30 protein-coding genes are annotated in these 24769 nt (G+C 51.7%); 9 read left to right on the plus strand and 21 right to left on the minus strand.

Annotation, left to right across the window (positions count from 1 at the left end):
• Positions 1-31: 31 nt before the first annotated feature.
• The 6 genes from pelG to KNP79_RS10250 all read right to left on the minus strand — a co-directional run bounded on the left by pelG (position 32) and on the right by KNP79_RS10250 (position 7804).
• A complete protein-coding gene (pelG, locus tag KNP79_RS10225) occupies positions 32-1480 on the minus strand; it encodes an exopolysaccharide Pel transporter PelG (RefSeq protein ID WP_138858632.1) in 1449 nt (482 codons plus the stop codon).
• Positions 1461-2879: a GT4 family glycosyltransferase PelF gene (pelF, locus tag KNP79_RS10230; RefSeq protein ID WP_138858631.1), complete on the minus strand. Its 1419-nt coding sequence runs from the start codon at positions 2877-2879 to the stop codon at positions 1461-1463. The genes pelG and pelF overlap by 20 nt, the downstream gene beginning before the upstream one ends.
• The gene (locus KNP79_RS10235; protein ID WP_215192262.1) at positions 2876-4723 is read right to left on the minus strand and encodes a DUF2194 domain-containing protein; all 1848 of its coding nucleotides are present in this window, start codon (positions 4721-4723) and stop codon (positions 2876-2878) included. The genes pelF and KNP79_RS10235 overlap by 4 nt, the downstream gene beginning before the upstream one ends.
• Positions 4705-5643: a tetratricopeptide repeat protein gene (locus KNP79_RS10240; protein WP_214823412.1), complete on the minus strand. Its 939-nt coding sequence runs from the start codon at positions 5641-5643 to the stop codon at positions 4705-4707. Before KNP79_RS10240 ends, KNP79_RS10235 begins: the two co-directional genes overlap by 19 nt.
• A gap of 4 nt (positions 5644-5647) precedes the next feature.
• The gene (locus tag KNP79_RS10245) at positions 5648-6805 is read right to left on the minus strand and encodes a GAF domain-containing protein (protein ID WP_215192264.1); all 1158 of its coding nucleotides are present in this window, start codon (positions 6803-6805) and stop codon (positions 5648-5650) included.
• A 171-nt stretch (positions 6806-6976) separates the two neighbouring features.
• Complete coding sequence (locus KNP79_RS10250) at positions 6977-7804, minus strand: glycoside hydrolase family 191 protein (RefSeq protein ID WP_240731278.1); 828 nt, start codon at positions 7802-7804, stop codon at positions 6977-6979.
• A 104-nt stretch (positions 7805-7908) separates the two neighbouring features.
• Between KNP79_RS10250 and KNP79_RS10255 the strand changes: the two genes are divergently transcribed.
• A complete protein-coding gene (locus KNP79_RS10255; RefSeq protein WP_084592883.1) occupies positions 7909-8310 on the plus strand; it encodes an ion channel in 402 nt (133 codons plus the stop codon).
• 13 nt (positions 8311-8323) lie between these two features.
• Here KNP79_RS10255 and KNP79_RS10260 read toward each other — a convergent pair whose 3' ends face one another.
• The 3 genes from KNP79_RS10260 to KNP79_RS10270 are packed head-to-tail and all read right to left on the minus strand — an operon-like array spanning position 8324 to position 9963.
• Positions 8324-8476, minus strand: a complete 153-nt coding sequence (locus tag KNP79_RS10260; protein ID WP_034779628.1) for a hypothetical protein — start codon at positions 8474-8476, stop codon at positions 8324-8326.
• Positions 8477-8524: 48 nt separating this feature from the next.
• Positions 8525-9364 carry an aminoglycoside 6-adenylyltransferase gene (locus tag KNP79_RS10265; protein WP_215192266.1) on the minus strand — a complete coding sequence of 280 codons (840 nt, stop codon included), beginning with the start codon at positions 9362-9364 and terminating at the stop codon, positions 8525-8527.
• On the minus strand, positions 9361-9963 hold the full coding sequence (locus tag KNP79_RS10270) for a pentapeptide repeat-containing protein (protein WP_029594498.1): 603 nt from the start codon (positions 9961-9963) through the stop codon (positions 9361-9363). The genes KNP79_RS10265 and KNP79_RS10270 overlap by 4 nt, the downstream gene beginning before the upstream one ends.
• Positions 9964-10016: 53 nt before the next feature.
• Here KNP79_RS10270 and KNP79_RS10275 point away from each other — a divergent pair, with 53 nt between their 5' ends.
• The gene (locus tag KNP79_RS10275) at positions 10017-10463 is read left to right on the plus strand and encodes an NUDIX hydrolase (RefSeq protein ID WP_021065918.1); all 447 of its coding nucleotides are present in this window, start codon (positions 10017-10019) and stop codon (positions 10461-10463) included.
• On the opposite strand, the gene KNP79_RS10280 is transcribed toward KNP79_RS10275, so the two are convergent.
• Positions 10434-11144, minus strand: a complete 711-nt coding sequence (locus KNP79_RS10280) for a YjjG family noncanonical pyrimidine nucleotidase (RefSeq protein ID WP_034779634.1) — start codon at positions 11142-11144, stop codon at positions 10434-10436. The two genes, KNP79_RS10275 and KNP79_RS10280, sit on opposite strands and share 30 nt — an antisense overlap.
• A 72-nt stretch (positions 11145-11216) precedes the next feature.
• Between KNP79_RS10280 and KNP79_RS10285 the strand changes: the two genes are divergently transcribed.
• Positions 11217-12059: a GNAT family N-acetyltransferase gene (locus tag KNP79_RS10285; protein ID WP_215192268.1), complete on the plus strand. Its 843-nt coding sequence runs from the start codon at positions 11217-11219 to the stop codon at positions 12057-12059.
• An 11-nt stretch (positions 12060-12070) separates the two neighbouring features.
• Here KNP79_RS10285 and KNP79_RS10290 read toward each other — a convergent pair whose 3' ends face one another.
• The 3 genes from KNP79_RS10290 to KNP79_RS10300 form a co-directional block, all read right to left on the minus strand.
• On the minus strand, positions 12071-13015 hold the full coding sequence (locus tag KNP79_RS10290; RefSeq protein WP_215192270.1) for an alpha/beta hydrolase: 945 nt from the start codon (positions 13013-13015) through the stop codon (positions 12071-12073).
• 173 nt (positions 13016-13188) lie between these two features.
• On the minus strand, positions 13189-13944 hold the full coding sequence (locus KNP79_RS10295; RefSeq protein WP_215192272.1) for an HAAS domain-containing protein: 756 nt from the start codon (positions 13942-13944) through the stop codon (positions 13189-13191).
• Positions 13919-14272, minus strand: coding sequence for a PadR family transcriptional regulator (locus KNP79_RS10300; protein ID WP_215192274.1), 354 nt, complete (start codon positions 14270-14272; stop codon positions 13919-13921). The genes KNP79_RS10295 and KNP79_RS10300 overlap by 26 nt, the downstream gene beginning before the upstream one ends.
• 170 nt (positions 14273-14442) lie before the next feature.
• On the opposite strand from KNP79_RS10300, the gene KNP79_RS10305 reads away from it, so the two are divergent.
• On the plus strand, positions 14443-15900 hold the full coding sequence (locus KNP79_RS10305; protein WP_215192276.1) for an aldehyde dehydrogenase family protein: 1458 nt from the start codon (positions 14443-14445) through the stop codon (positions 15898-15900).
• Positions 15901-15945: 45 nt separating this feature from the next.
• On the opposite strand, the gene KNP79_RS10310 is transcribed toward KNP79_RS10305, so the two are convergent.
• The 4 genes from KNP79_RS10310 to KNP79_RS10325 all read right to left on the minus strand — a co-directional run bounded on the left by KNP79_RS10310 (position 15946) and on the right by KNP79_RS10325 (position 18001).
• Positions 15946-16284 carry a zinc ribbon domain-containing protein YjdM gene (locus tag KNP79_RS10310; RefSeq protein ID WP_114165343.1) on the minus strand — a complete coding sequence of 113 codons (339 nt, stop codon included), beginning with the start codon at positions 16282-16284 and terminating at the stop codon, positions 15946-15948.
• 66 nt (positions 16285-16350) lie between these two features.
• Positions 16351-16863, minus strand: a complete 513-nt coding sequence (locus KNP79_RS10315; RefSeq protein WP_214753440.1) for a GNAT family N-acetyltransferase — start codon at positions 16861-16863, stop codon at positions 16351-16353.
• Between the two features lie 113 nt (positions 16864-16976).
• Positions 16977-17327, minus strand: coding sequence for a four-helix bundle copper-binding protein (locus KNP79_RS15915; protein ID WP_483299403.1), 351 nt, complete (start codon positions 17325-17327; stop codon positions 16977-16979).
• Between the two features lie 62 nt (positions 17328-17389).
• Complete coding sequence (locus KNP79_RS10325) at positions 17390-18001, minus strand: serine/threonine protein kinase (RefSeq protein ID WP_034779656.1); 612 nt, start codon at positions 17999-18001, stop codon at positions 17390-17392.
• Between the two features lie 153 nt (positions 18002-18154).
• Here KNP79_RS10325 and KNP79_RS10330 point away from each other — a divergent pair, with 153 nt between their 5' ends.
• The 3 genes from KNP79_RS10330 (at position 18155) to KNP79_RS10340 (ending at position 21592) form a co-directional block, all read left to right on the plus strand.
• Positions 18155-19051 carry an aldo/keto reductase gene (locus tag KNP79_RS10330; protein ID WP_215192278.1) on the plus strand — a complete coding sequence of 299 codons (897 nt, stop codon included), beginning with the start codon at positions 18155-18157 and terminating at the stop codon, positions 19049-19051.
• A gap of 287 nt (positions 19052-19338) precedes the next feature.
• A complete protein-coding gene (locus tag KNP79_RS10335; RefSeq protein WP_371743429.1) occupies positions 19339-20610 on the plus strand; it encodes a hypothetical protein in 1272 nt (423 codons plus the stop codon).
• A gap of 124 nt (positions 20611-20734) precedes the next feature.
• Positions 20735-21592: a pirin family protein gene (locus KNP79_RS10340; protein WP_214709180.1), complete on the plus strand. Its 858-nt coding sequence runs from the start codon at positions 20735-20737 to the stop codon at positions 21590-21592.
• A gap of 24 nt (positions 21593-21616) precedes the next feature.
• Here KNP79_RS10340 and KNP79_RS10345 read toward each other — a convergent pair whose 3' ends face one another.
• From KNP79_RS10345 to KNP79_RS10360, 4 genes are all read right to left on the minus strand, one after another.
• Complete coding sequence (locus KNP79_RS10345) at positions 21617-21919, minus strand: hypothetical protein (protein WP_034779662.1); 303 nt, start codon at positions 21917-21919, stop codon at positions 21617-21619.
• A gap of 168 nt (positions 21920-22087) precedes the next feature.
• Positions 22088-22543: a GNAT family N-acetyltransferase gene (locus tag KNP79_RS10350; RefSeq protein WP_215192280.1), complete on the minus strand. Its 456-nt coding sequence runs from the start codon at positions 22541-22543 to the stop codon at positions 22088-22090.
• Between the two features lie 5 nt (positions 22544-22548).
• Positions 22549-22866, minus strand: a complete 318-nt coding sequence (locus tag KNP79_RS10355) for a hypothetical protein (protein ID WP_034779666.1) — start codon at positions 22864-22866, stop codon at positions 22549-22551.
• Positions 22867-22921: 55 nt separating this feature from the next.
• Positions 22922-23446, minus strand: coding sequence for a GrpB family protein (locus tag KNP79_RS10360; RefSeq protein ID WP_215192282.1), 525 nt, complete (start codon positions 23444-23446; stop codon positions 22922-22924).
• A 155-nt stretch (positions 23447-23601) separates the two neighbouring features.
• Here KNP79_RS10360 and KNP79_RS10365 point away from each other — a divergent pair, with 155 nt between their 5' ends.
• Both KNP79_RS10365 and KNP79_RS10370 read left to right on the plus strand, forming a co-directional pair.
• A complete protein-coding gene (locus KNP79_RS10365) occupies positions 23602-24144 on the plus strand; it encodes a TraR/DksA C4-type zinc finger protein (protein ID WP_034779670.1) in 543 nt (180 codons plus the stop codon).
• A gap of 139 nt (positions 24145-24283) precedes the next feature.
• Positions 24284-24751, plus strand: a complete 468-nt coding sequence (locus KNP79_RS10370; protein WP_214709170.1) for a helix-turn-helix transcriptional regulator — start codon at positions 24284-24286, stop codon at positions 24749-24751.
• Positions 24752-24769: the final 18 nt, after the last annotated feature.

Here is a 24769-nt window from a genome sequence, read left to right on the forward strand (position 1 = left end):
CATATCAGTCTTTATCTTTGTTGAAAACCCTTTATCGCGAGAAGTGACGGTTCAACAACGTCCCCATTTGGGAGAACCGTTCGGTACCAAGCTTGCGTCGATTCGAGGCCGCGAACACGTAATAATCGACTTTGCCCATGTAATAGATCAAACGCAGGCCGGCCAAGAAGAACGTGATTGTCGTGCTGACGGCAAAGCCGACGCCGTACCAATCGATGCCGCGCGGCAAGAGCAAGAGCGTGAACAACGCATTCAACGTGAAGAACGAGATGTTGACGAACAATGCCCCGCGTCGATCCTCGAAATAGAGCAACAACAACGTCAAGATGAGAATCATCGCGTTCGCGAACGCCGCGAGCGTCGTCATCCGAAAGATTTGACCGATCTCATCCGGGACGCCGATCCAACTGACGAACACGCCTGCCATGAGGATGGCGAACAACGTCACGACGCCTTGGCTCCGCGCGAGTCGAATCAACTCATTTTTCAGCACCGACGTCATCGTCTGTTTCGCTTTCTCGATTTGATGGAGCGCCCCGCCGTAGTTAATCAATCCATAAAACGTACGGTAGCGCTCATAAAACCGAGTCTCGACGGCGACGACGAACAGGAGTTGCGTCGGGATGATCGTCAAGTACGACCAAAAGATGGCCGTGTCATAATACGGGTTGAACAAGAACGAGTCCGCGACGATCACACGTCCTTCACCGAACCAGATGATGAAATTCGTGACCCAAATCCCGAGCACGTACAACACGCCGATGGCGAACAAGTCTGGATAGCGGTCGAAGTACTTGAAGTACGAGAACTCTTTCACCGCGTAACGGAGCGGGAACGTCCGGAGCATCGCGAAGAACAACCCGAACAACGTCACAATCATCCCGACCGTGAAACCGAGCAACAGCTCGAGACTCGACGGATTGACCATGAGACGGCTAATCGCATAGACGCTCCCGACCGAGATGAGTCCGCCCAGCAAGAAGCTATAGGCCACCGCTTGATAATACTTGGCGGCACTCAAGAACAAGAACATGACCCAGATGACATTGATCGTCATGAATAAAACGAACAACGTCAGTTTGTACAGAAAATCGAGCGGCGACAATAGCCAAAAGATACTGTACAGAATCGTCGCGGCGAGGATCGTCACTTTGAGCATCCCGGTGAAGACCGGGAAAATCTCATGTGCCTTCTTCTCGTAAAACAAGTCCGCCACATATCGGGTGACGACGAGCTGTTGGAAGCTGAACAAGATTTGCGAGAAGATGAACGCGTACGAGACCGAGATCATGAAAAGCGTCCGTTCGGCGAGCGATAACGTCGGCATTTGGAACGCCAACCATTGAATCGTCCCGACGACCAAGATGACGATCAACCACGGTCCGGATGTGACGAGGCCCGAGAACGTGTACGCCTTCAACCTGGACGAATAGTAGTCTTCTTGGAACAACTTCTGCAGCTTAAACCCGATGCCCGCCATACTGTTCCCTCCTCGTTTCATAGATGGCTTTGTAGCGGTCCACGACTTGTTGGAGACGATAGTATTGACGGACCCGCTCCCGCCCGTTCTTACCGAAACGCATCCGCTCCTGCGGATAATCCATCATCCACTCGACCTTGTCCGCGACCGCTTCCGGATGAACCGGGGGCACGATAAATCCGGCTGGACCGAACGGGTCGTCTTCTCGGCCGTACAGGAGCTCGGAACAAGCCCCGACATCGGTCGCGACCCACGGGATGCCGGCTGCCATTCCTTCAAGAATCGCGAGCGGTTGACCTTCCGAGATACTCGTCAACAGAAGTAAATCAAACTTCGGCAAATAGGCTTGGACATCAACCTTTCCGACAAGCTCGACATAATCGTTCAGTCCGCTCTGTTCGATGAGCAGACGGCACTCTTCCGCATATTCTTCATCCTCATCGAGCGGTCCCATGATCGTCAGTTTGAACAGACGATGCCGCTCCTGCAAAATCTTGGCGGCGTAAATCATCGTCTTCAAATCTTTGATTGGCACCAAGCGGACGATGGCCCCGATTTGAAAGAGATCGTGCTCAGGGCGATCGACCGTCGCCTGGATTTGTCGATCGGCGATGCCGTTGGCGATGATTTTCGTCTTCTCGCTCGGGGCGCCAATCCACTCCTGATATTCGCGGTTCCGCTCGAACAAGGTGATGATCTCATCGGCCGCGTTATAGGCCTCACGCGACAAATGGTGAAAGAAACGGACCCACCTCGGCTTATACGGCGCCGGAATCCAATACGACTGTAAAATTTCCTCCTCGCGTTCCCGCGAGTAGATGCCGTGCTCCGTCAAGATGAACGGAATCCCTTGCGTCTCCTTCATGTAGGACGCGACCACACCGGCATAACCCGTTGACACGGAATGAACGAGGTCGACTTTCGGGAGCGGTTGATGGAGCACCCGTAAAATCGGAGTGTACATACTCTGCCACATCCAGAAATAGTCGATGAACGAACCCCCGTTCATTTCCTCGGCGTAGGCCGCCTTGACATTTTTCCAAAAGAACTCGCTTGCGAAAAACGCCTGACTTGAAGGCACTTCTTTCCCAAGCAAACGAAGCGCATGCCGGTTCGGACTTTTCAACATGAGCCAGTCCGATACGTTCTGTTCGTCCTCAGCGCCCCACTTTAATCGCCCTTTCGCCCGCTCGCCCACGTCGCTCAAATATAGATGGGTGATGCCGGAGACGTTCGGTGGGAACACATATTTCATCTCTTCCGGACGCTTCTCGGTCGGTTGAATCGAAATGATTTCAAACGACACTTCGGGCATCGCCTCAATCAACGTCTGCGTCCAACTTGAGACGCCTCCGCTCACGTATGGATAACTGCCCTCTAATACGAGTCCGATTCTCATTGCGCTTCCCCCTTGATGGCGATTTCAGCGTTCGCCGATGTCAGTTTGACAAGGTAGAGCGGACGGTCGGCTTCCCATTGTTCGACCGTCCCAAAGTCAAACTCTCCCGTCTCAAGTGATTGGCCTGGTTTGAGGCGAATCGTGAAATGAGAGGGGTTGACGAGACCTTCCCCGGCCAAATAGACGGTCGACTCATCAAACGTGACGTTCAAATCAGCTTGTTGGTATGTGATCATCTTTTCGGTCGCGTAGTGTTGCGTATATGCCTCGAGGTGCGGATATTGATCTTTCACGTCATGGACGATTTTGCGAAGACTCGCGAACATCGTATCCCAATCCCGACCGAAGGCCCGGTCGGGGTCGATGACATCATCCGGGTGAATGAAGTGGGAAAACACACCGAAGTTGGCGATTGCATCGACTATTTGAAAAATCGATCCGCGCTCTTCCCCGTAATCGCTTGTCACACGCGGGAAATGGTACAAGTTCGGATGCGTCGCATCAAATTCGAATTCTTGGACGAAGTCTCCGCTCTCCGGCTCCCCCGTGTAGAGCGAAGCAATCGTGCGCAGTTCTGGCAACGCTTCGGCGATCGCATCGACCCCAGTCCGGTTGAGCGCGTTCGACGGCGGGACATATGACTTGAGCGTCTCGGCCGGGAAATAGTTCTCAAACACGGACTCGGCTTGAAGCAATGACCGTTTCATCTCGTCTTTATCTTGCCAGGGGATGTACCCGTACGTCGGGTCAATCGGTTCATCGGCCGTGACGAGCGACTGGTGGTTATAGCCATGGAGTCCGATTTCCCCACCGTGGGCGATCAATTTGCGACCGAAGTAGAGCATTGGGAACTCACCCCGTTTGATCAACTGTTCGTCGACGAGCTCCATCTCCTCTTCATACGTCCCGATCATGGCACCCGTGTAAATCAAATCGTCATCTTTCGCCAAATCGACCATATCTTCCCACCAATCCTCGGCGAAGAAGTCTTTGACCGATTTATCGAGCGGGGTCGAGGACACGTCTTTCATTTTCCCGTCCATGACCGGTGCCGGGAAATCATCGATGTACATGAGCTTGATCGCTGCTTGTGCTGTGACGAACGCCGGCGGCATCGTGCCGAGCGTCTGCACGAACAGACCGCGGATCATCTTTTGGTTGGTGATTGTCGTATTCCAATAAAGGACGTTTCCCTCACCGACTTCGTATTCCCAAAGGATTGGGAAACCTTCAGCTGACAACATGACGTTGGCCTCGTCTGCAATCGCAAAATCGACGACGCTATGGACAAATAAGTCGTCTGGTGGATTCAAGTCGACATAGCCCGGAAAAATCGACTCCTCGAAATTCAAGCCGTATACATCCGGCACATACTCACCGATTTCTTCAATTCCGGTCAACGCGTTCCATGCCGGATCTTTAAACCGATTCGCAAAGACGAGGTTCCCGCCTTGTTCGACATAACGTTTCATTTCCACGAACGGCCATCTTGTCGTATCTTCACCCGTGAAAATGATGATGGTGTATGGAGATGGCGCAATCGATCCGACGGCGCCTGGGTTCACTTCGCGAACGTCAAGTTTCGCATACTGCAGACCGTACAGCAGGTTGTCTGCCGTTTCGACCGCCAAATCACCTTCATCCCGGACGAGATAAACTTGAAGCTGATGCTCACCCGCTTTTGCCGAGGCATCACTCTTCAACTGGTCGATGTTCATCTGTTGCTCGGCGACGTTTGGCAACAACGTGTGTAGCGAGTGGATCCGTAAGTATTGAATCGCACCGACGACGACTAAAAATAAGACGATGAAGAGCGAGAATGAGATTACAGTTCGTTTTTCCATGATGTCGTGTCACTCCATTCTTCAAACAACAGTCGGTACTCATACGGTACGTCCTCCAGTGAGAATTGGGTCTGCATCATAAACATGACCGCCTTCACTTCGTTCCAACGTTCGCGCTCATAATAGTAATTGATAAGCATCAGATGAGCCTCGATGCGTTCCGGGAAATGATGGACGTACTCTTTTAAAATGTTCAATTGCTCTTTGGGGCGCTCTAACGTGAGATAAATCTCGTTCAAGTCTTCGTAAATCCAAGGCGAAGGCGGATAGAGCGTCTTCGCTTTCAATAATTCTTCCAGCCATGCGCCTCGCTTGTCCTTCAACATGACCTCGGTGATGAGTTCACTATGGATCATGCGTTTATAAATCGTCGCAAGCCGTCGAATCGTGTCTGGGTTACCTAAGTCGTACTCGCGTTTGGCGTGTTTCAATTCTTGTTCATATTGATCGATTAAGATGTTCATTGTCGCCGCGGCGTAGTGGACAGTCTCGCTGTCCGTGCTCTCAAGTCCCATCTGCAAATACTTGCCTTGCTGGTCAATCGATTGATTGACGTGCGTCAAAATCGAGTGTTTGCGGATAGCTGGATCTTTCGAGTTGATGGCGTCGGTGAGCGGTAACAGATGACTGCTGCTGCTCGCTTCATGACGAATCTGTTCATAGTTGACGACCTTGAAGTCGATATAGTCGTCATAGTCTTCAATCAGACCGCTCCGACCGAACCGTTCAGCAAGCCGATACACCGCATAGACGGCAAGTTCGGCCAAAAACGGTAAGAACAGACCGAAGCTGAGCGCCGCCACCGCGACGCCATAATCCGGCGCTTTCATTCTTCGTTTCAACGCGATCAATAATCCGAAGGCGAGCAGTGCATGAACGACATAAATCCCGATCAATACGAGACGAATGGTAGACTCCATCTCGTCACACTCCCTTCTGGATCAAAATCCCTTCGATCCGGTCATAGATCCGTTGACGGTGTTCTTCACTCGTTCCTGGGAGTAAGAGCAACAGCTTGTTCTCATCCGGGTCATACCCGACGACATCGATCTCCCGTAAATATGAATGGACGATGGCCTCGATACTCTCGAGTGAGACAGGCTCATACCCGAGCGGATATTCGAGGACGATATACGGCTGTCCATGGTGAATCTTCTTTTGTTCTTGGATGGCGACGAGTTCTGTGAACGCTTCTTTCTTATAAAATGAGGTACCTTTATGCATCTTCTCGTGCTGCTCTTTACGAATCAGGTTCTCGGCATTTTGAATGCGTGTGCCAATCCACGAGAAGAGGATGTTGAGAACGTGCAAGTCATCGGTCGTCAATTTCCGAAGCGGCAACCGTTTGATGACGACGACTTCTCGGGTCATCCCGTCCACGATGATCGGTGCGAGCAACATCGGGTCCGTGTCCTCGTCGTCGAGTTGACGGAGCGTCGTCTCTTGCACTTGGAAGAACCGTTTGAACATACTCGACGCCTCATCGAGAAAAATCGTTTGCGGAAACTCTTTCTTGTCCGTTTGGCGAATCAAGAGACGCATCGACTTCTGGGAACGGTCGACGTGGTAAATCGCGACGTCACTCGCCAGGAACGTTTTTTTCAATAGGCGAATCGTCTCGCTCCGAATCAATTCTGGATGCGGCAAATCAAGCGATACGGCCAGTTCATACAATTGGTTCAAGCTGTACTCGGATTGAAGTAGTTTTTGACGAAGTGTGGTTTGCGAAGTGTTGAGTAAATCGACGGTCTCTTTCAAATACGTGTTTTCATCTTTCAGTTCTTCGTTGCGGAACTGGCTGATTTCGTAACGCTCTCGAAATGAGGTGCTGAACAACCCGACGATGACAGTGATGGCGAAGTAGTAAAACAGTGTAAGAAGTGAGTTTGTATCGTAGAACAACAGGAAGATGTCCCCTCCCATTAGGCCGGTGTATAACACTTTATAGAGGAGCAAAATGCCGAAACTGATTAAGCCGAAAATCGTTCCATACCTGAGGGCGAACAGGATGGCGGCCACATAAAACAAGTTCAGTTCATTTTGAATCGTGCCTAAGCTGAAGAATAAATCGATTCCAATCAATAGCGCGAACACGACAAGAATCTCGACCCATTTGAGCCATGGACGGTCTTGAGCGTACAGAATGATAATCCCCTCCTCATGGATAACATCTCTTCAGTTTTAGTGCGGGATGATCCCCTGCCCTCGAACAGGTATACATAGTCCCTTATCTTCCCTTACCCTAATTACCCCCTAAAAATCCCACGTATTGTAATAAGTCGGTTCGTGATAATGGATGAATCCGTTCGCTTCGGCCATATCCCGACTTGTCGCCTCTTCCTGGTCTGAGACGGTGAGGACAGCGATTCCGTATTCGTCCTGAATCGCGTTCATTCGATCGAGCATCTCCATCGACCAAGAGTCGGACGTGATTTCCGTGTAGTTAAAACCTTCCCACATGAAGCCTTCCACATAAGGCGCACTCGTTCGTTCAAGCGTCTCGATGCCCCAGTTTTGGACGACTGGCACGCCCGGATATGCCTTTTCAATCGCTTGTAAAAAGGCCTCGAGCCCAGCCAACTGTTCTTCTAAGTCGTCCGGATAGTCGAGGTGGACGTCATCGATATCCCCGACCGTGTCGAGAAAAATTCCGTCCAGATGTTTATTGATGACTTGTTTTTGAATTTCACGGATTAAAATTTTACGGAAATCGGACGAGCTGATATCCGTCAAATACGAATCCCATTTCGGGAAATAGATGCGTTCCCCGTCCCGATAGAAGAAATCGTCTTTGTCCATTTGGCCGATGAGCGCCCGATTCCACGTGTCTGCTTCCATCACGTTAATATAGCCGAGCACTTTCGTCCCGTTCGAGCGGATCGTCTCAATCTGTTCCGGCGTATACCAAATCGGTTCGATGATGACGAGGTCGTATCGGGCCATGTCTTCAATGATCGCCTCGGTCGGCATGTTATAAAAAATCTTATAGGAATGGATCTCATCAAAATCAAACGGCTCTTTCGTCGTGCATCCTCCTAAAAAGAAGATGAACAATAAGCCGCTCACTAAACATCGTCGCACTCGGACACCTCCTTGTTGAATGAATCCGTCTTGGTGTGAATCGGTCCGTTTGACGGTGAACGATCAGGGAAACAACATAGTATAGACTGTCACAGAAGGGAGAAATGGGCGTGAATACCATTTTATTGACGATTGCCCTATTATTCGTCGGCTTGAACGTGTTTACCTTCTTTCGGCGCCAAACGTATAGACAGACCGGCTTCGACATGCGCTTGTTCAGCCACTTGTTCGTCAGCCTACTCGGCGTCATGATCGGGTTTGCCTTGATTTACTACGCGCTCTCACGCGATGGCGTCATATTGGTGACGTCACTCGAGACGATGAACGCGGTCGATCCGAACTGGCGCAATCTGCTTTACTTCAGCGGGGTCACGTTGCTGTCTATCGGATTCGGCGACCTGCTGCCAATCGGTCCGGCCCGGTTGTTCGCCTTGCTCGAAGCGGCCATCGGGATTTTGTTGCCGACAGCATTTTTTGTAAAATCGATATACAAAAAAGAAGACTGAAGAAAACAGTCTTCTAACGTCCAGTAATCAGCAAATACATGTTGAAGGCGACAAGTCCAAGCGGAAATAAGGCCACGACTAAAATCGGCCATTTTTTCGTCCGGATGCCGACAAATAAAAGTAAACTCCCCACTAGGAGCGCGATGAACGTCGTATACGGATTCAAGCGTCATTCCCCCTTCTATAGAGGGGCTTTTCCCGACTCAACCGAAAACTAATCGTTTGAACACCAAAGCGTCGAAAAGGCGTCACGAATTCGTCGGGCTTCCATCTCCGCAAACGGATATCCGGCTTGGTCGGCCACGCTGCGACTGACACGTTCAAATTGTGCCACCAACGTCGCATGGGCAGTTTCCATCGCTGTCACTTCGACCAAAGTGTATGTATCAAGATAAGCCTGCCATACTTCAGGGGCCAGATGCTTCTCAAGCCCATCCCCGGACTTCCCTCCGTTCGCCGTAAAGTTTGTCGCAAAGCCGACGTCCCATGCAAGCATCTGCCGGAGCATCGTCCGCATGATTGTCACATGGTCGAAAGCGTATAACAGTTGACCCCGCTTGATACCTTTGACGACGTAAAGCGACACCCACCAAAACTCGTTCCAACACTGCTCATAGTCGAATCGGCTCGGTCGTTTGATGCGGTACGTGTCATCAGATGGGATTGTTTGACCGGCAATTTCGTCTTTATCGATGAGGACGAGACTGAGTGAGTCAGCGTGAATCGCTTCCTGCACGTCACGTATAGGGCGGACGGTCAAATCGACGCGATGACCCGCTGCAAACTGGACGAGAAACGCAAAATGCTCATATTCGTCGCCTCCCGGCACCTCATCCGGCGTCTGCATAATCAAGACGTCACCGAGCGGCGCCATCCACGAGCGGTCCTCGATGAACGCGGTCACGTCTTCGACGAAACAAGTGACATCGACGTCTTGAAAACGGTCTGGTTTTACGTGCGGATTGACGAGCGACCCGTTCAAGACGAGGACGCGGACGTCTTCCCGCTCCGTGGCCATGGCCGTCAAGTGCTCGAGCACTTGCTCATTGGTCATATGACGTTCGCCCCGAGCGAGCGGGCGACTTGGACGGCCTGCATGACGTCAAGCGTCGCTTGTTTCAGGATGACGTCCGAAAAATCGACCCCGTCCATCTCGGCCCCTACAAAATCAGCACCGGTGCAATCTGCGTGTTGCAACACGGCGCGGGACAAGACGGCGTTCGTCCAGCGTGATTCTTTCAAATCCGCACCGTATAAATCGGCCTCGGTCAACCGGACACCGGACCAATCCATCTTCCGGAGCGGGGCGTGACGCAGATTGACGAACGACCAATCTCCTTCACGCACGACGACCCCTTCAAACGTGCATGACTCGAACGACGAACCCGTCATCTTGCACTGATCGAACTCGCTCAAAAACAGATTCGCCCCGTTGAACTGACAATTCAGGAACGAGCTGCCGCTGTGGCGCGAGGCGTTCCACTTCGAATCGGTGAAGTCACAGTTGATGAAACGACACTGTTCGGTCTCAAACTCGGTCGCATCGATATAGGTGAAGCGACAGTTCTCGAACGTCGTCTGCGTGAGTTGGATGTCACGGAGCGTCTCGTCGCGGAAGTCCTCGCCTTTATAACTCTCATTTGATTGAAACATGACCTGCCTCCTTGGCGTATACTTGATGTAGCTTAAGGAATGGAGTGATGAAGATGGATATCGTATTTCCGACCGAGCACGGCACGTTCAATTATCGCGTCGCCGGCATCTGGGTCCAGGACGGTCATTTGCTCGTTCATCGGAACGTGAACGATGACTTTTGGGCGTTACCGGGCGGTCGTGTCGGCATCGGCGAAGAGGCCGAGCTTGCCTTGACGCGTGAACTGCAAGAAGAACTCGAAGCGACACTGACGGGAACGACGTTCGCTTTCGTGTCCGAAAATTTCTTCACGTATTTGGAACGCACGGTCCACGAGATTGGCATGTACTTTTATGTATCGGGTGACCTCCCGCTCCGGCATGGAGACTTCCACGGACCGGAAGGCGATCACCTCATCTATCGTTGGCAGCCGCTCGACGCGCTCCGGGACTTGAAACTCTTCCCAGAGACACTCTACGCGTTACCACAATCACTGCCGCCCCACTTTATCGATCGCTGAGCTTGATAGAATCGACTTCAATTCGTGCAAGTCTTGAATTTCATACGTCGTCTCGACCGACGCCGCAATCTCGTGCGGATTGTACCAGCACGTGTCGAGCCCATACATGCGCCCGCCGGCGATATCTGCCGTCAGCGAGTCCCCGACGATGAGCCCGCGTTCCGGTGCCACATTCGGAACCCGGTCAAATACATAGTCAAAAAATGGTTTCATTGGCTTTTGTGAACCGGTCGCGTCCGAGACGAACACGTCTTGGAAGTAAGGGAGCAGTCCCGAGGCTTCGAGCCGCTTGAACTGAGTCTCCGTCACCCCGTTCGTGACGATATAGAGCGGATACTGTTCACTGAGCGTACGGACGAGTTCGAGTGCCCCATCGATGATGTGCACCCCGGCGTGCAAATGGTCGCGATAACGCTGTTCGACTTCATGTGCATCGATCGTGATGCCGAGCGTGTCGAACAGTTGCGTGTGCCGGCCCATCAAGACGTCTTCCCGTCCGACCTCGCCGCGCTCGAACGCGCGCCATAATCCGTTATTGATCGTCACATACTGTTGTTTCAATTCATCCGTCATCCGAACGTTGTGTGCCGCGAGCAACTGCTCCAAGGCGACGTGCTCGCTCTGTTTAAAGTCGAGCAACGTATCATCGACATCGAATAAAATCGCTTCATATCGTTTCATAATCTGTATTACCCCTCTCTGCCTCTAATGTACAGGAACGGACCGAGAAGTTCAAAACAAGGAGTGAGTCATATGGCTAAACGACCTATCAGCAATCTCGAGTATTCAGGGGAAGAATTCGCGTCATTTTTCTATTTGGCCGATGAGATGTTCGGCATCGATTTTGGTGAATGGTACATGGCCGGCGAATGGACCGACCGCTATCGTTGTTACTCATTGACGTTTTATCGGAATGTCATCTCGAACGTCGGCATGAGCCGGATGACGATCGTGGCTGACGGAACCGCTCGCGAGGCGTATCAGATTGGGACAGTCATGACGGACGAGGACCGACAAGGACTAGGACTTGCCACCCGTATTTTCAAGCATGTGTTCAAACAGCATGACGCCGATGGCTTGCCTTATTTTTTGGCTTGTGACGAAGGGGTTGAACCATTTTACGAGCAACAGGGGTTCTCCGTCCAACTTGAACCGGAGCTATTCGTTTCAGTATCGGGATCTGCGGCTCCACTCGAACGTGTCGATGTCGATGCCGAGCAGTGGCGTCGATTCAAGCTGGAGTCGCTCCCGTTTTCGCCACGCCTCTATGCGACGGACGACATGCATATTTGGATGTTCCACTACTATCAAGGCATGAACAAAGACGTTTATCGCTTCGACGATGTGCACGTCATCTATTTGATTGAAGGCATGCGTCTGAAGTTATTCGCGGTACTGTCATCTCGGCCTGTCGACATGCGTGACGTTGTGGCCCGACTCTCTTTCGAAGGCATCACCGAGATCGTCTTCGAATTCACGCCTGAGCTGGACGGTGTGGAACAGCGCCCATCCCGGGACGGGCAATGGATGATTCGCATGAATGAAGAACAGCTCTTCCCGGAAGACTGTCGCTTCCCAAGCTTATCGAAAGCATAAAAAAACTCGCCTCATGGACGAATTTTTTTTATGAATGCCGTTCCGAGCGCCTGTGCTGCTTCTTTGACGGCTCGTCTCGCTTCTGGGACATACGTGTAATAGTTGACGAAGCCGTGAATCAAGCCATCGTAATTTTGATACGTCACCGGGACACCGAGGCTAATCAATTTGTTGGCGTATGCGCGTCCGAGGTCGCGCAGCGGGTCGTATTCGGCCGTCAACAACGTCGTCGGGGGAAGGTCCTCCAAGTGGTCCGAAAAAATCGGCGAGGCGTACGGATGCATCAATTCCGACTCATCATGGAAATATTGTTGCTGGAACCACCGGATGAGCCCTTCATCGAGCAGATAACCGTTCGCGTAATCAATCAATGACAGCGGCAAGTTCTCCTCGGTCCCGGTAACCGGGTAAAACAGCAGCTGATGCATGACGAGGGGGCGACCTCGTTCAATCGCCATCAAGGCACTGACCGTGGCGAGCGTCCCGCCGGCACTGTCACCGCCGACGGCGATGCGCTCAGCATCGATTTCAAATTCCGAGGCGTGATCCGCAATCCAAACGAGCGCCTCATAGCTATCGTAGACGGCTGTCGGAAACTTATGCTCCGGAGCGAGTCGGTAGCCGACCGAGATGACGGTGCAGTCGGCCTCGTTCGCGATCGTCCGACATATCGCGTCATGGGTGTCGAGACTGCCCGTGACATATCCGCCACCATGATAATAGACGAGTGCTGGCGCGATCGTTCGACTCGACCGATAGATGCGAATCGGGAGCGAACGGCCTGAGAGCGCGATCAGACGCTCTTCGACATCATGCACGTGCTCTTTATGTTGAAACCGGGTCATCATTGCGTCTTCTTGTCGTCTTAATTCGAACGGATCCAATTGGTCATATGTGGTCGAGAGCTGATTTTGAAACTGGTTCAAATAAAATTGAATCGTCGGATTGACTGGCAACGGGAATCCCTTCTTTCTCTTTTAGGCGTACAGTTGCCTATTCCCAGCCGCGTTACACTCTAAGCAGACGTGAGTGCTTTTTCGGACAACCTGTCTCATTGATCGTCGGCTGCGGCCATGAGATAGCCCAAAGGTAGGGCTCAAGAAGAGAAATAATCCGAAGCGCCCCCGCATCAAACTTGCCCCTTTTGGTTCTTTTTCCACCACACGAACAAGAAAATCCCCATCCCAACGAACAAAATCAGCATCGAGTAAATCAATTGTTGTTCGAGCGGCAAGCTTGTTTGGGCGAACGCGTATTGGGGCCCGAATAAGAGAATCGGAATGATCAGATTGATCCACGTCTTCGTCCAAACCGAGACGATGAGCAACGTGACGACGGCAAGGCCGAATAACACGAGTTGACCGGTTGGGCCGAACACGATCGTTGGGGTCTCGACGAAGATGTCGAGTACCATCAGCCCGAGGAATAACGTCATCGGCATCGCGGCGAGCGCAATGTATATCATCCCGTTTTTGAATTTATTTTCTTTCGAGCGGACCGACATGTTGCGGAACGCTTGTGAAGCGGCGAGTAAGAACAGGACAGCGACGAGCGGGAATCCGATCAATTGAACTGTCGAGAACATCATCTCCCCTTGAATGAAATTAGCGATGATGATGTAGGCGAATACGTTCGGAATGATCATCGTAACAATTTTGACGAATCCCTTCACGTCAAACGTCATCTCGCTTCCGAGGTGTTGCATGTAGTCTTTCGGGCTTTGGCCGACAACCTCGTCCACACCTTTTCCCGCTCGTTCCGCTTCTTCGAGATGGTCTTTTAACTCCTCGACAACTTCTTTTACTTCACCTTCCGACTTACCGCTCGACATGAGATAGACCGCCAAGTCATCCAAAAAATCACGACTCTTTTTTGAAAGTTCCATCTTCATTCTCCTCTCCGAGTACGCGGTCGACACCGCTTGACACTTCCGCCCAACGTTGTTTGAAGGCGAGCAGCTCTTGGTGCCCCGCCTCCGTCAAAATGTAATATTTTCGTTTCGGTCCCCCTGATGGCAACGACTTTTGGACCGTCTCGACCCACCCTTCTTTCTTCATCCGTAACAGGACCGGGTAAATACTGCCCTCGCTCACCATCGTGAAGCCGTACGTCTGCAACTTCTCCGACATCTCATAGCCGTACGTCTCTCCTTTATCGATGATGGCCAACAGGCAACCTTCGAGCAATCCTTTTAACATTTGACTCATCGCCATGGCGTGACCTCACTTTCGTTAAACTAACTTGTTATACATAATAGTAATGGAAGGCACTACCAATTGCAACTACTTTGTAAAACAAGTTAGTTGCGCATCGAGAGGTTTATTTTTTCAAATCAGGTGAATACTTCTTAAGGTGAAGCAAAAAGATAAAGGAGTGTTTGAATATGCATACCGATTTTACAAAGATGTACATTGATGGCCAATGGGTCGAAGGGTCAAGCGACAAATCGATCGATAACACCAACCCGTTCACGGATGAGACATTGTTCTCCATCCGGTCGGCCGACGAGTCTGATCTCGACAAGGCTTATGCCGTTGCGAAAGAAGCACAAACCGAATGGGCGACGATGCTGCCACAAAATCGACGGACCTTGATTGAGAAGTTCGCCGAAGTGACGTTGCAGCATAAAGATGACATCATCGACTGGCTCGTCAAAGAGTCGGGCAGCACGCGCATCAAAGCAGAAGGCGAATTTTTAGCCTCGATGGCGATCATCAAGGAAGCGGCGACGTTCCCGTTCCGCATGGACGGGCTCATCAAGCCTTCAATCGTCCCGAACAAAGAGAACCGGGTCTATCGGAAACCGCTCGGCGTCATCGGCGTCATCAGCCCATGGAACTTCCCGTTCCACCTCGCGGTCCGCTCAATCGTCTCCGCCCTCGCGACGGGGAACACCGTCGTCGTCAAACCAGCGACGGCGACACCGGTCACAGGAGGTCTCCTCTTCGCCTCGCTATTTGAAGAAGCGGGTCTTCCGAAAGGCGTCTTGAACATCGTCGTCGGTCGCGGTTCGGAGATCGGGGACGCCATCGTCGAGCACCCGGTGCCAAAACTCATCTCGTTCACCGGTTCGACCGAGGTCGGCAAAGGGATCGCCGAGAAGGCCGGACGCCTGTTGAAAAAGACAGCGCTCGAACTCGGCGGGAATAACGTCTTCGTCGTCTTAGACGACGCCGACATCGACCGTGCCGTGGAATCGGCCGTCTATTCGAAATTCTATCACCAAGGGCAAATCTGTATGTCGACGAACCGAATCCTTGTCGCCGAGTCGATTCACGATGAATTCCTCAAAAAATTCGTTGAGCGAGTCCGTGCCTTGAAGTTCGGCAACCCGAACGAATCGGATACACAAGTCGGGCCACTCATCGATCACGATCAAGTCGACCGCATCCTCGATCAAATCAAGCAGACGGTCGACGCCGGTGCGACGCTCCAGGTCGGCGGCAACGCTGACGGGAACGTGCTCGAGCCAACTGTCGTGAGCGGTGTCACGAACGACATGCCGCTTGCGAAAAATGAGATTTTCGGACCGGTCGCCGTCATTCTGTCGTTCAAGGACGACGCCGAGGCGCTGAAACTCTCGAACGAGTTGCCATACGGACTGAGTGGTGCCGTCCATGGTTCGATTTACCGTGCGACCGAGTTCGCACGCCAAGTCGAGACGGGGATGATTCACGTCAACGACCAATCGGTGAACGACGAACCGCACTTGCCGTTCGGCGGAGAGAAAGATTCGGGTCTTGGCCGCTTCAACGGCGAGTGGGTGCTCGAGGAGTTCACGACGCTCCAATGGGTATCCGTCATGCACGAACGCCGGGAATACAAACCATTTTTCTCATAAACAGCAAAAAACGTGTTGGTCCGCGAACGGATCAACACGCTTTTTTTAAATTTTTTTCACAAACTCCGACTTGAGTTTCATCGCGCCAAAGCCCTCAATCTTGCAGTCGATGTCATGGTCCCCGTCGACGAGACGGATCCCTTTCACTTTCGTGCCTTGTTTGACGACGAGCGACGTCCCTTTCACCTTCAAATCTTTGATGACCGTGACTGTGTCCCCGTCTTGGAGCACATTTCCGTTCGCATCTTTGATTTGCGCGTCTGCTTCCGCTTCGGCTACCTCGCTCGGCGACCACTCGTAGGCGCATTCCGGACAGACGAGCAAGCTCCCGTCCTCATACACATAAGTTGACTGACATTTTGGGCAATTCGGTAGTTCTGTCATACTGATTCCTCCATTCGATACACTGTTCCCAGTATACCGCAATTTTAGAAGTTCGACAGCTAGCGGTCAGCCTTCTTGCGGAGTCTCGGGGCCTTTCAAATCAAGCTGATAAAACGATAAGTCCAGCCATTTGCCAAACTTGTAGCCGGCTTTTTTTATCGTGCCTGAATGGACGAACCCTAATTTTTCATGTGCTTTGACGCTCGCGATATTGGCGGCATCGATCCCACCAATCATCGTCTTCACTTCCCGTTCTTCACCGATGCGGATGATTTCACGGAGCAATTTATTCCCGATCCCTTTCCCCCGATAGCCGGGATGCACGTACACCGAGTGCTCGACCGTATAATGATAGGCCGGCCATGGACGGAACGGGCCGAACGTGGCAAAGCCCATGACGACATCGCCTTCCTCCCAAACGATGATCGGGAGCCCGGACGCTTTTTTGTCTTCGTACCAAGCGACGCGATTTTGAAGCGTCACCGGCTCGTAATGGTAAACAGCTGTACTGTTGACGATTGCGTCATTGTAAATATGTAAAACGGCTTGAAGGTCGTCTCGACGGCAGTTGCGAATCATGAGGACACCATACTTTCTATAAGTTTTCTTTATTATACTTATCTCAATTTCAAAATACACGTAACGATTTGCTGCCACAAAAAAAGTCAGCCGTTTCGACTGACTTTTTTACCTTAGGCTGCCAAACGGTCACACATCGATGCGCACTCGAAACAGACGCGCGCACATTCCTGACAATGTTCGTGCTTATGTTTCTCACACTCTTGGGCACACGCCTTACAGACGACCGCACAAGCCCGGGCCAGTTCCGGTACGAACGCCGAATCCCGTGTCATCGCCTCAGCGAGGAATGAACAGATTGCAGCGCACTCACGATCGAGTCGGATACAGTCGACCATCATCTTCACGTCATGTTCCTCGAGACAAGATTCAAGACAGTAATTGCACGTCTCCACGCAATCGTGCAACGTTTCCAGTTCGTTCGCATAAATTCGATGAGCTATGTATTCGTCCTCCTTTTGAATGACTACACAACGACAATACGTTACTGTTGTTCCCTAATCTTCAAAAGAAAAACGACCGTCGACTAACGTCTCGGGTCGTTCACGAACGTACGATATAGGTAGGCGACACCGTTCAACCAGCGCTCCGAATACCGCTTCGGCATGAAACGGAGGCGGTAGAGCCGATACATCCGCTTCAAATCTTCCCATTGGTGATCGACTTGTTGCCCTTGTCGGAATCGCGCCAAGTCAATCAAATAGAGTCGGCCGTCCGGCGTGAGGATGAGGTTGCGCAAATGGACATCGGACGGGGTCAACCCGAGTCGCCGGGCCGCTATGAGCGCCTCATCGACTTGCTTGATGTACGCGGGGTCGATCCAAATGCCTTCAATCAAACATTCAAACAGTGTCTTCCCTTCGATATAGTCGATGACGATATAGTTCGGACCCGCTTCGTACAGACCCGGGAATTGTGGCAATCCCTCGAGCTTCCGATAGATCACGGCTTCCTCGGCCGCGATGTGCGTATAGCCAGGGAAAAACACTTTAATGACGAGTCGTGTAGATTTTATGCGGAACACGGCAGCACTGCGCCCGATCCCGTGCAGTTCGAGGTCAGGATGATAGGCGGTCACACGCGTGTCTTGCCCGTGTCGCTCAAACGTGACGCCCGCATATTGTTCATAATGATTCATAGAGCACTCCTCTTTTTCGGTTCATCTCTTTCCTATCATAACTGAAATCACTTTCATTTGACTCGGTCCGCGTCCGTCCGATACGCCCAATAAGTGACGCATCCCCCGATTATCTCTATAATGAAAGCGACAGACAATGAGGAGGAATCAATCATGCAACGTATCGAACTGACAGAAGACTTATCATTCTCACGGATCATCCACGGCATGTGGCGTCTCGCTGAATGGGATATGAGCCCGCAGGAACGTCTCACGTTCATCGAGCAATGTATCGAACTCGGAATCACGACGTTCGACCATGCCGATATATACGGTGGCTATACATGTGAAGGACTATTCGGGGAAGCACTTCGCCTCAATCCCTCACTTCGCGATCAAATCGAGATCGTGACGAAGACTGGCATTAAACTGACAGGCTCTTTCAACCCAGGCCAAACAATCAACCATTATGATACGACGAAAGAGCATATCATCCGTCAAGCCGAGCGTTCACTCAAAGAGCTCGCCATCGACCAGATTGACACGCTGTTGATCCATCGTCCCGATCCGCTCATGGACCCGGACGAAGTCGCTGAGGCATTCATTACGTTACAACGAAGTGGAAAAGTCCGGACGTTCGGTGTCTCGAACCACGTACCGGCAACCCAACAGTTGCTCCAGTCACGCTTGCCGTTCCAACTCGTGACGAATCAGCTCGAACTTTCACCGATGCAACTGAAACACTTCGAAGATGGTTCTGTCGACCTATGCCACGAGAAGCGGATGCCGCTCATGGCGTGGAGCCCGCTCGCCGGCGGTCAACTGTTCACCGAGTCACAGTATGCGCCGCTTCGCGAGAAACTCGAAGACATCAGTGACCGCCATAAAGCGAGCGGTATCGATGCAGTCGTTTACGCATGGCTTTTGAAACACCCTGCCAAGATCATGCCGATCGTCGGATCTGGGAAAATTGACCGAGTCAAGACCGCCGTCGGCGCGCTCGATATCGAGCTCACCCGTGAAGAATGGTTCGAAATTTTGAAGGCAGCCCGCGGCCGCGACGTCGATTGAAGGTAAAAATAAACAAATAAACCCTGATTGGTTCCATCCTTGATTTTTTAAATAGTTTCATCATTTTCAAGAACGTGGCCATTCAACGGTTCATTCGTCAAAAATCGACATGTTCATAAGAGTGAAATTCCATTTCATATCCATAAGTGTAAAACAAGCCCGCTCAGTTCAAGTTGAGCGGGTTTTTTGATTTTTTTTTAAAAAAACACATTAATTTTCCTAAGACTAAAGTCACAAAAAAATGGTGCTAAAATGATGAAAGTTAATCATCAAAGGAGTGCACCCCCGTGAAAAAGTACTTGATTCTTTGTACGTTCGCCATGTTGTTCGTCCTTTTTGGATGTGAAGAAGAACATGCCTTTCGTTTACATACAGCTCCAGAGTACTATCAAGGTCGCGCTACCCTGCCATCAGGACAACAAATCGAGATGACCGAGTCCGATCGGACGAACGTCCTCGATGCTTGTTATCCAGAGGACGCGCTATCCCGTATTCCTGACGGAGAACGTCACTTGATCGGGACGGTCACATTGACCCAACCGCTGATCACGACATCCTCGACCGATGTCTTTCCGACCGCCACTTTTTTTGAAGTGGACAATCAAGCCTACGTTCAATGCCAAGCCGAGACGATCACGTACATGAAACAAATCGACACATTGCCGAACAGTCTCATTGCGTATCGTGACCACGCTGTTCCGTCTTCAGCGACGTCAAAACTGCGAAACGCCCAACCGCACGAACGGCTCCATTTCACAGAAGAGATGACCAAACCGGTCGGCAACGAACCATATCCAAAACGGAGCGGGCTCGAGCAGACGCTCGTTCACGTGACGATGCCGTTCAATGGCTCTTTCGAATTCACGTTCGAATCCCCGGAAACATATGAGACGGTCACGTTGCCGATTAACGAAGCATCGCGCCAACCTTTCCTCTCCCTCGCCTTAGGTACCGAGGTGTCTCAAGATACAAAACAATACGGACTTCATTTGTCATCTGATCAAACCTTATATGGGGAGGCCCTTCGACCGAAAGACGCGAGCTTCGACCGCATGCTTGGCGCTCGTCAGGCGAGCACGCTCCCGACGACGCTCATCCCGAATGAGCGCTATCCTTTGTTCAGCTTTTCATTCATCCGTGACGGGAAACCGCATAAACAAGTCGTTTCAATCACCTATCGAGAAGAAACGTTGCTTCGCGGCGATCGGTTGAAAACGAAGATGCGCCAACAATTTGCCCACCGCCGGCATGTCGTGACACATGACTTGGCGCTGCTCGGAACGGAATCCAAGGACGCATCGTTCTTGCATCACGCCAATGCCGAGGCCGTCCAATTCGTGTTCCAAGCGATCGATCGTTCGAAAGCTGTCGCCACGGCCGGGACCCCGGCCCCGACTCCCTATTTGACCGTTTTCGAGGGTATTTGTGCGCAGACGTTCGATGTCAGCTATAACGGAGACGATGTCTTTTTGACGAATACGTTGACAGGGTCACACTTCAAACTGCTCCGCGCCGATGCCGAACGTTGGCACGACTTATTCAATAAGCAACAGGGCTAACCCCTTTCCTAAAGACAGACCGGTATGAACCGGTCTGTCTTTGCACGTTTTCTAGGCAAAATCAGAAAGCATCCATCGGTCGCTATGCGACAATGACAGCAAACGATGTAAAGGAGAGGATTCGATGACGAAACGATTCGAGCGCGACGTCGCCACACATTGGCCCGTCGCTTATAAGCAACCTGGATATCCACACGTGCAACAAGGTTGGGTCTTGCCCCCTGAGCGAAAAAACGAGTTCGACCCGTTCATCTTGATGGCCGAGGACTGGTTCAAACGTGGCACGTTCTCGGACCACCCGCATCGCGGTTTCCAAACGATCACCTATGTGATTGACGGACGACTCGAACATATCGACAACCATGGCGGCCATTCGATTTTAGATGCCGGAGACGTCCAGTACATGAACGCGGGCTGGGCGGCCCGACACGCCGAGGAGGCCGTTGCTGATGACTTGATTCATACGCTGCAACTATGGCTCAATTTACCGAAAGCGCTCAAAACGACGACGACGTCTTATCAAAACGTGTACGTCGAAGACGCCCCGGTCGTGCCGATCGACGGTGGACAAGTCCGTGTCTATTCGGGTGAGGTCGCCGGTGCGACAGGCCCGATGGACAGCCTTGTCCCGATCACGATGAGTGAAGTCAGCTTAAAGGAAGGTGAAGTCTATGAGCACGTCATCCCCGTGAATCATAACGCCTTCGTCTATATGCTCGCCGGTTCGGTCGAACTCGGGACGTCCGCGACACCGCTCGAGAAGACGCACGTAGCGACGCTCACGTTCGACGAGACGGCCGAGGGTGAGAGCGGACTCCGCATAAAAGCAACGTCACGCACGAAACTGCTTGTCTATTCAGGCAAACCGATTCGAGAAGACTATATCGCTCACGGCCCGTTCGTCATGAACACCGAGGATGAGATTCGCCAAGCGTTCCGCGACTATCACGCCGGTGTGTTCGGTCCCCCGGCCGTCAAATAAAATAAGCCGCGCCTGAGGCGCGGCTTATTGTTTGTCCGGCATGAGCACCGTCTGTTGTGTCGGAACCCGACCAATCGGGACGGTCCGCTCGACGAGGACGTAGCGTTTCCCGTCCACTTCAAACTTCCGGTCGCCGAGATAATGGGCCGACTTCCCGTCCTCATACAGTTTCGTCAGGATTGCCGGCACATACTCATTCAAATTCGTATAATGCTCGTCTAGCGTCATGACGATGTTGCCTTTGCCATAACCCAACCATTGGTTCGACATGAATAACATGAGCGAAATCGTCCCGATGACACCGATGACTAAAATGACTGTCTCCATCAAATCCTCCTCATTCCACTTTCAAAAATTGCGCATCATAGCGGCGCGCCAAGACGAGATGCCCGTCGTGCGGACAAGCCAGATGTTCACACCCAACACGACCATGACAGACTAAACGTCAACACGATGAACAAGGTGATCCGCCGGGCCATGGCCGGTCTCTCCGTTCTACAGCTGCTTTACGACGACTTGGCGTTTCGGTCGGAATCCGACCTGTTCATAAAAAGCCGCAGCCGCTTCGTTCACCGACCAATAATCCAGTTCGATTGAGGGAAATCCGTGCGCGATGGCATAGCGTTCCACTTCTTCCATAACCAAACGTCCATACCCTCGTCGCTTCGCCTCCGGGTTAATACTGATTTGTTGCACATAGAGCGTCCGAACCGCCTGTCGAAACGCGTTCGCCTCACTCACCCGCTCTTGAAAACAGACGTAGCCAACTGTATCCCCGTCGACCTCTGCCGTGAAGAAATGATAATCGTCTCGCGCCATCATCTCCGAAAACGCCGCTTCCATCGCCGCGTGATCGTAAGATGCAAAGAAGGCCGGTGCGAGTTGAAGATGATGTTCATGGACGGGACGGTTCAACGTCGCAATCAATGCCGCATCGTCGGTTCGTCTCAACTGCATCATAACGACCCCGATCCCTCGTTCCCATAATCTCGTGTCTCAGTGACCCCGTGCGGTTTTTCATAGCCGCGCAACGTGTGGTTCGAACTGACCGTCTCTCTTCCGCTCAAACGGCGCTGAATGGGACGGGCCAGCCAGTAACCTCCAAACAGCGAGGCCGGAAAGACGATAAACGCGGTGCCGAGAAAGACATAGAAATAAGACTCCTCGGCTGTTAAGACGAAGTGACTGACTCCGTAACGCAGTCCGAAAAACAAACCCACGAACACGACGGCGACGAACGCGTACTCGATACACTTGCCAAGAAATTGTTTCATTTCGTTCCCCCCTTAAATAATTACCATTATTTACGAGGGGAAATGGAAAAAGGTTTCAAATTTGTTTTCTGGATCCATACCATATTGTAGCCGCCCGCTCCGTCGCCGATACCCAGTCTTGTTTCCCTTGGATGTAACTTTCGATATCGTCCGGATGTTGACTCGCCAACTGCTGCTTGAGCGCCGCGTACTCGTCCCGCACGTCCGGGAATGTGATCAAGTAGTCACGAAAGGCGAGATGCCGGATGACGCCGTCATCCCCGTCCTCGAACATGTGGACGTGGAAAGTCCGAACCTCCTCGCCTTTCGCAAAGAAACGGCGTCTCGGGATGCCGTGTTCACCAAAACTCCGATAACCGAGCGCTTCCATATGACCGACCCAGTCGTCGATTCGCTCGATTTGCCGAACGACCGGCATGATGTCGATAATCGGCTTCGCGTCGAGCCCGGGGACCGACGTACTGCCAATGTGATGAATCGCGACGAGCTCATCTTCGAACAATCGCTGGAGCTTGGCCGCCTCTTCTTCGAATTTCGTCGCCCACATCGGGTCATATGGGATGACTTCTACTTTTCTCATCGTCCTAATTCCTCCTTCGGCTAATTCGTTCCTTCTCTGTCATCATACCCGTTTTCCGAATCGTTTAGAAACGGACCCCGCCGACGGGAAGGTTTGTCACGACTCAAAATGGGAAATGCTAATACTAATGAAAACAGAACTGGAGAGTGAACCGTATGTTGACACAGAAGCAGATCGATACGTTCAAGGAGCGTCTATTAAAAGAAAAAGCGAAGACCGAAGGATATATGGAAAATCGGGAAGAGGTATATGACGAAGGGGAACTGTCGCACTATGATAATCACCCGGCCGATTCCGGGGAAGAGCTCTTTTTGCGTGAACGCGACCAAGCGCTCACGGAGCTCGATGAAGACTTTTTGAGTGATGTTGACAAGGCACTGCTCGCCATCGAGAAAGGCACGTATGGAAAGTGTGAGGTGTGCGGGGAAGACATCGAGTTGGACCGCCTAGAGGTGATCCCGGAAGCGACACTCTGCATCAAGCATGCGCGTGAACAAGAAGAAGACGAGCATCAGACCGACCGTGAACGCCCGGTCGAAGAAGACGTGCTCAACCCGTCCGAGACAGCCGCCCGCAAACAGCTCGATGGGACGGACGAGCCTGGCCAAAGCACCGACGCGTTCAGCCAAGTCGAGGATTTCGGGAGCTCGGATACGATTGCTGATAGCGAAGGCAATCACGACCCGACACGAGAATAACTTAGGCCATTGCGTGAGCGGAAGGAGTCCATCTCCTTCCGCTTTTTCATGACCATAAACAGCTGTTTTCCCCATCCTATATCTTCCCTGTTTTCAAGCCACATGATACGATGTGTAAAAATACATCTTAGGAGAATTTATGCATACAAAAGAAACGTTTTCTGAGCTGATTTCCAGCAAACTCAAACTGATTCGGACGGAACAAGGATTATCCCAAGAAGAACTCTGTACGCTCGTCGGTATCTCAAAAAAGACATTGATTCAAATCGAGAAGCGACGCCTGAACGCGAACTGGACGACGACCGTCGCCATCTGCGCCTTGTTCAATCAAAGCTCTTATCTCCATTCGTTGATTGGGGATCAACCGATCGAGTTCATTCGCCTCGTCGCGCATACCGATCCAACGTTGGCGACGAAGACGTTGGGCGGACACGTCTGGTGGACGACGATCGAGCATCAAGGGAAATATCGGATTCAACAGAATATGGTCAGTCAACATTACCGGATTCTCGACCACGACGACTTTCGCTGGTTCAGCACGTTCGACCGCGACGAGGCGTTTCAAAAGCTGTTCGAACTGCGAACGACACATGATGAGCAGGCTTGAAGAAATGACACAAAAAAT

Source organism: Exiguobacterium sp. s7, assembly GCF_018618195.1.
Lineage (GTDB): Bacteria > Bacillota > Bacilli > Exiguobacteriales > Exiguobacteriaceae > Exiguobacterium > Exiguobacterium mexicanum_A.

Excerpts from the sequence above, each read along its gene's own strand:
- pelG (WP_138858632.1), bottom strand. The coding sequence starts at position 1,480 with ATGGCGGGCATCGGGTTTAAGCTGCAGAAGTTGTTCCAAGAAGACTAC.
- pelF (WP_138858631.1), bottom strand. The coding sequence starts at position 2,879 with ATGAGAATCGGACTCGTATTAGAGGGCAGTTATCCATACGTGAGCGGA.
- KNP79_RS10235 (WP_215192262.1), bottom strand. The coding sequence starts at position 4,723 with ATGGAAAAACGAACTGTAATCTCATTCTCGCTCTTCATCGTCTTATTT.
- KNP79_RS10240 (WP_214823412.1), bottom strand. The coding sequence starts at position 5,643 with ATGGAGTCTACCATTCGTCTCGTATTGATCGGGATTTATGTCGTTCAT.
- KNP79_RS10255 (WP_084592883.1), top strand. The coding sequence starts at position 7,909 with ATGGGCGTGAATACCATTTTATTGACGATTGCCCTATTATTCGTCGGC.
- KNP79_RS10265 (WP_215192266.1), bottom strand. The coding sequence starts at position 9,364 with ATGACCAATGAGCAAGTGCTCGAGCACTTGACGGCCATGGCCACGGAG.
- KNP79_RS10270 (WP_029594498.1), bottom strand. The coding sequence starts at position 9,963 with ATGTTTCAATCAAATGAGAGTTATAAAGGCGAGGACTTCCGCGACGAG.
- KNP79_RS10275 (WP_021065918.1), top strand. The coding sequence starts at position 10,017 with ATGGATATCGTATTTCCGACCGAGCACGGCACGTTCAATTATCGCGTC.
- KNP79_RS10280 (WP_034779634.1), bottom strand. The coding sequence starts at position 11,144 with ATGAAACGATATGAAGCGATTTTATTCGATGTCGATGATACGTTGCTC.
- KNP79_RS10285 (WP_215192268.1), top strand. The coding sequence starts at position 11,217 with ATGGCTAAACGACCTATCAGCAATCTCGAGTATTCAGGGGAAGAATTC.
- KNP79_RS10295 (WP_215192272.1), bottom strand. The coding sequence starts at position 13,944 with ATGGAACTTTCAAAAAAGAGTCGTGATTTTTTGGATGACTTGGCGGTC.
- KNP79_RS10300 (WP_215192274.1), bottom strand. The coding sequence starts at position 14,272 with ATGGCGATGAGTCAAATGTTAAAAGGATTGCTCGAAGGTTGCCTGTTG.
- KNP79_RS10305 (WP_215192276.1), top strand. The coding sequence starts at position 14,443 with ATGCATACCGATTTTACAAAGATGTACATTGATGGCCAATGGGTCGAA.
- KNP79_RS10310 (WP_114165343.1), bottom strand. The coding sequence starts at position 16,284 with ATGACAGAACTACCGAATTGCCCAAAATGTCAGTCAACTTATGTGTAT.
- KNP79_RS10315 (WP_214753440.1), bottom strand. The coding sequence starts at position 16,863 with ATGATTCGCAACTGCCGTCGAGACGACCTTCAAGCCGTTTTACATATT.
- KNP79_RS10325 (WP_034779656.1), bottom strand. The coding sequence starts at position 18,001 with ATGAATCATTATGAACAATATGCGGGCGTCACGTTTGAGCGACACGGG.
- KNP79_RS10330 (WP_215192278.1), top strand. The coding sequence starts at position 18,155 with ATGCAACGTATCGAACTGACAGAAGACTTATCATTCTCACGGATCATC.
- KNP79_RS10340 (WP_214709180.1), top strand. The coding sequence starts at position 20,735 with ATGACGAAACGATTCGAGCGCGACGTCGCCACACATTGGCCCGTCGCT.
- KNP79_RS10345 (WP_034779662.1), bottom strand. The coding sequence starts at position 21,919 with ATGGAGACAGTCATTTTAGTCATCGGTGTCATCGGGACGATTTCGCTC.
- KNP79_RS10355 (WP_034779666.1), bottom strand. The coding sequence starts at position 22,866 with ATGAAACAATTTCTTGGCAAGTGTATCGAGTACGCGTTCGTCGCCGTC.
- KNP79_RS10360 (WP_215192282.1), bottom strand. The coding sequence starts at position 23,446 with ATGAGAAAAGTAGAAGTCATCCCATATGACCCGATGTGGGCGACGAAA.
- KNP79_RS10365 (WP_034779670.1), top strand. The coding sequence starts at position 23,602 with ATGTTGACACAGAAGCAGATCGATACGTTCAAGGAGCGTCTATTAAAA.
- KNP79_RS10370 (WP_214709170.1), top strand. The coding sequence starts at position 24,284 with ATGCATACAAAAGAAACGTTTTCTGAGCTGATTTCCAGCAAACTCAAA.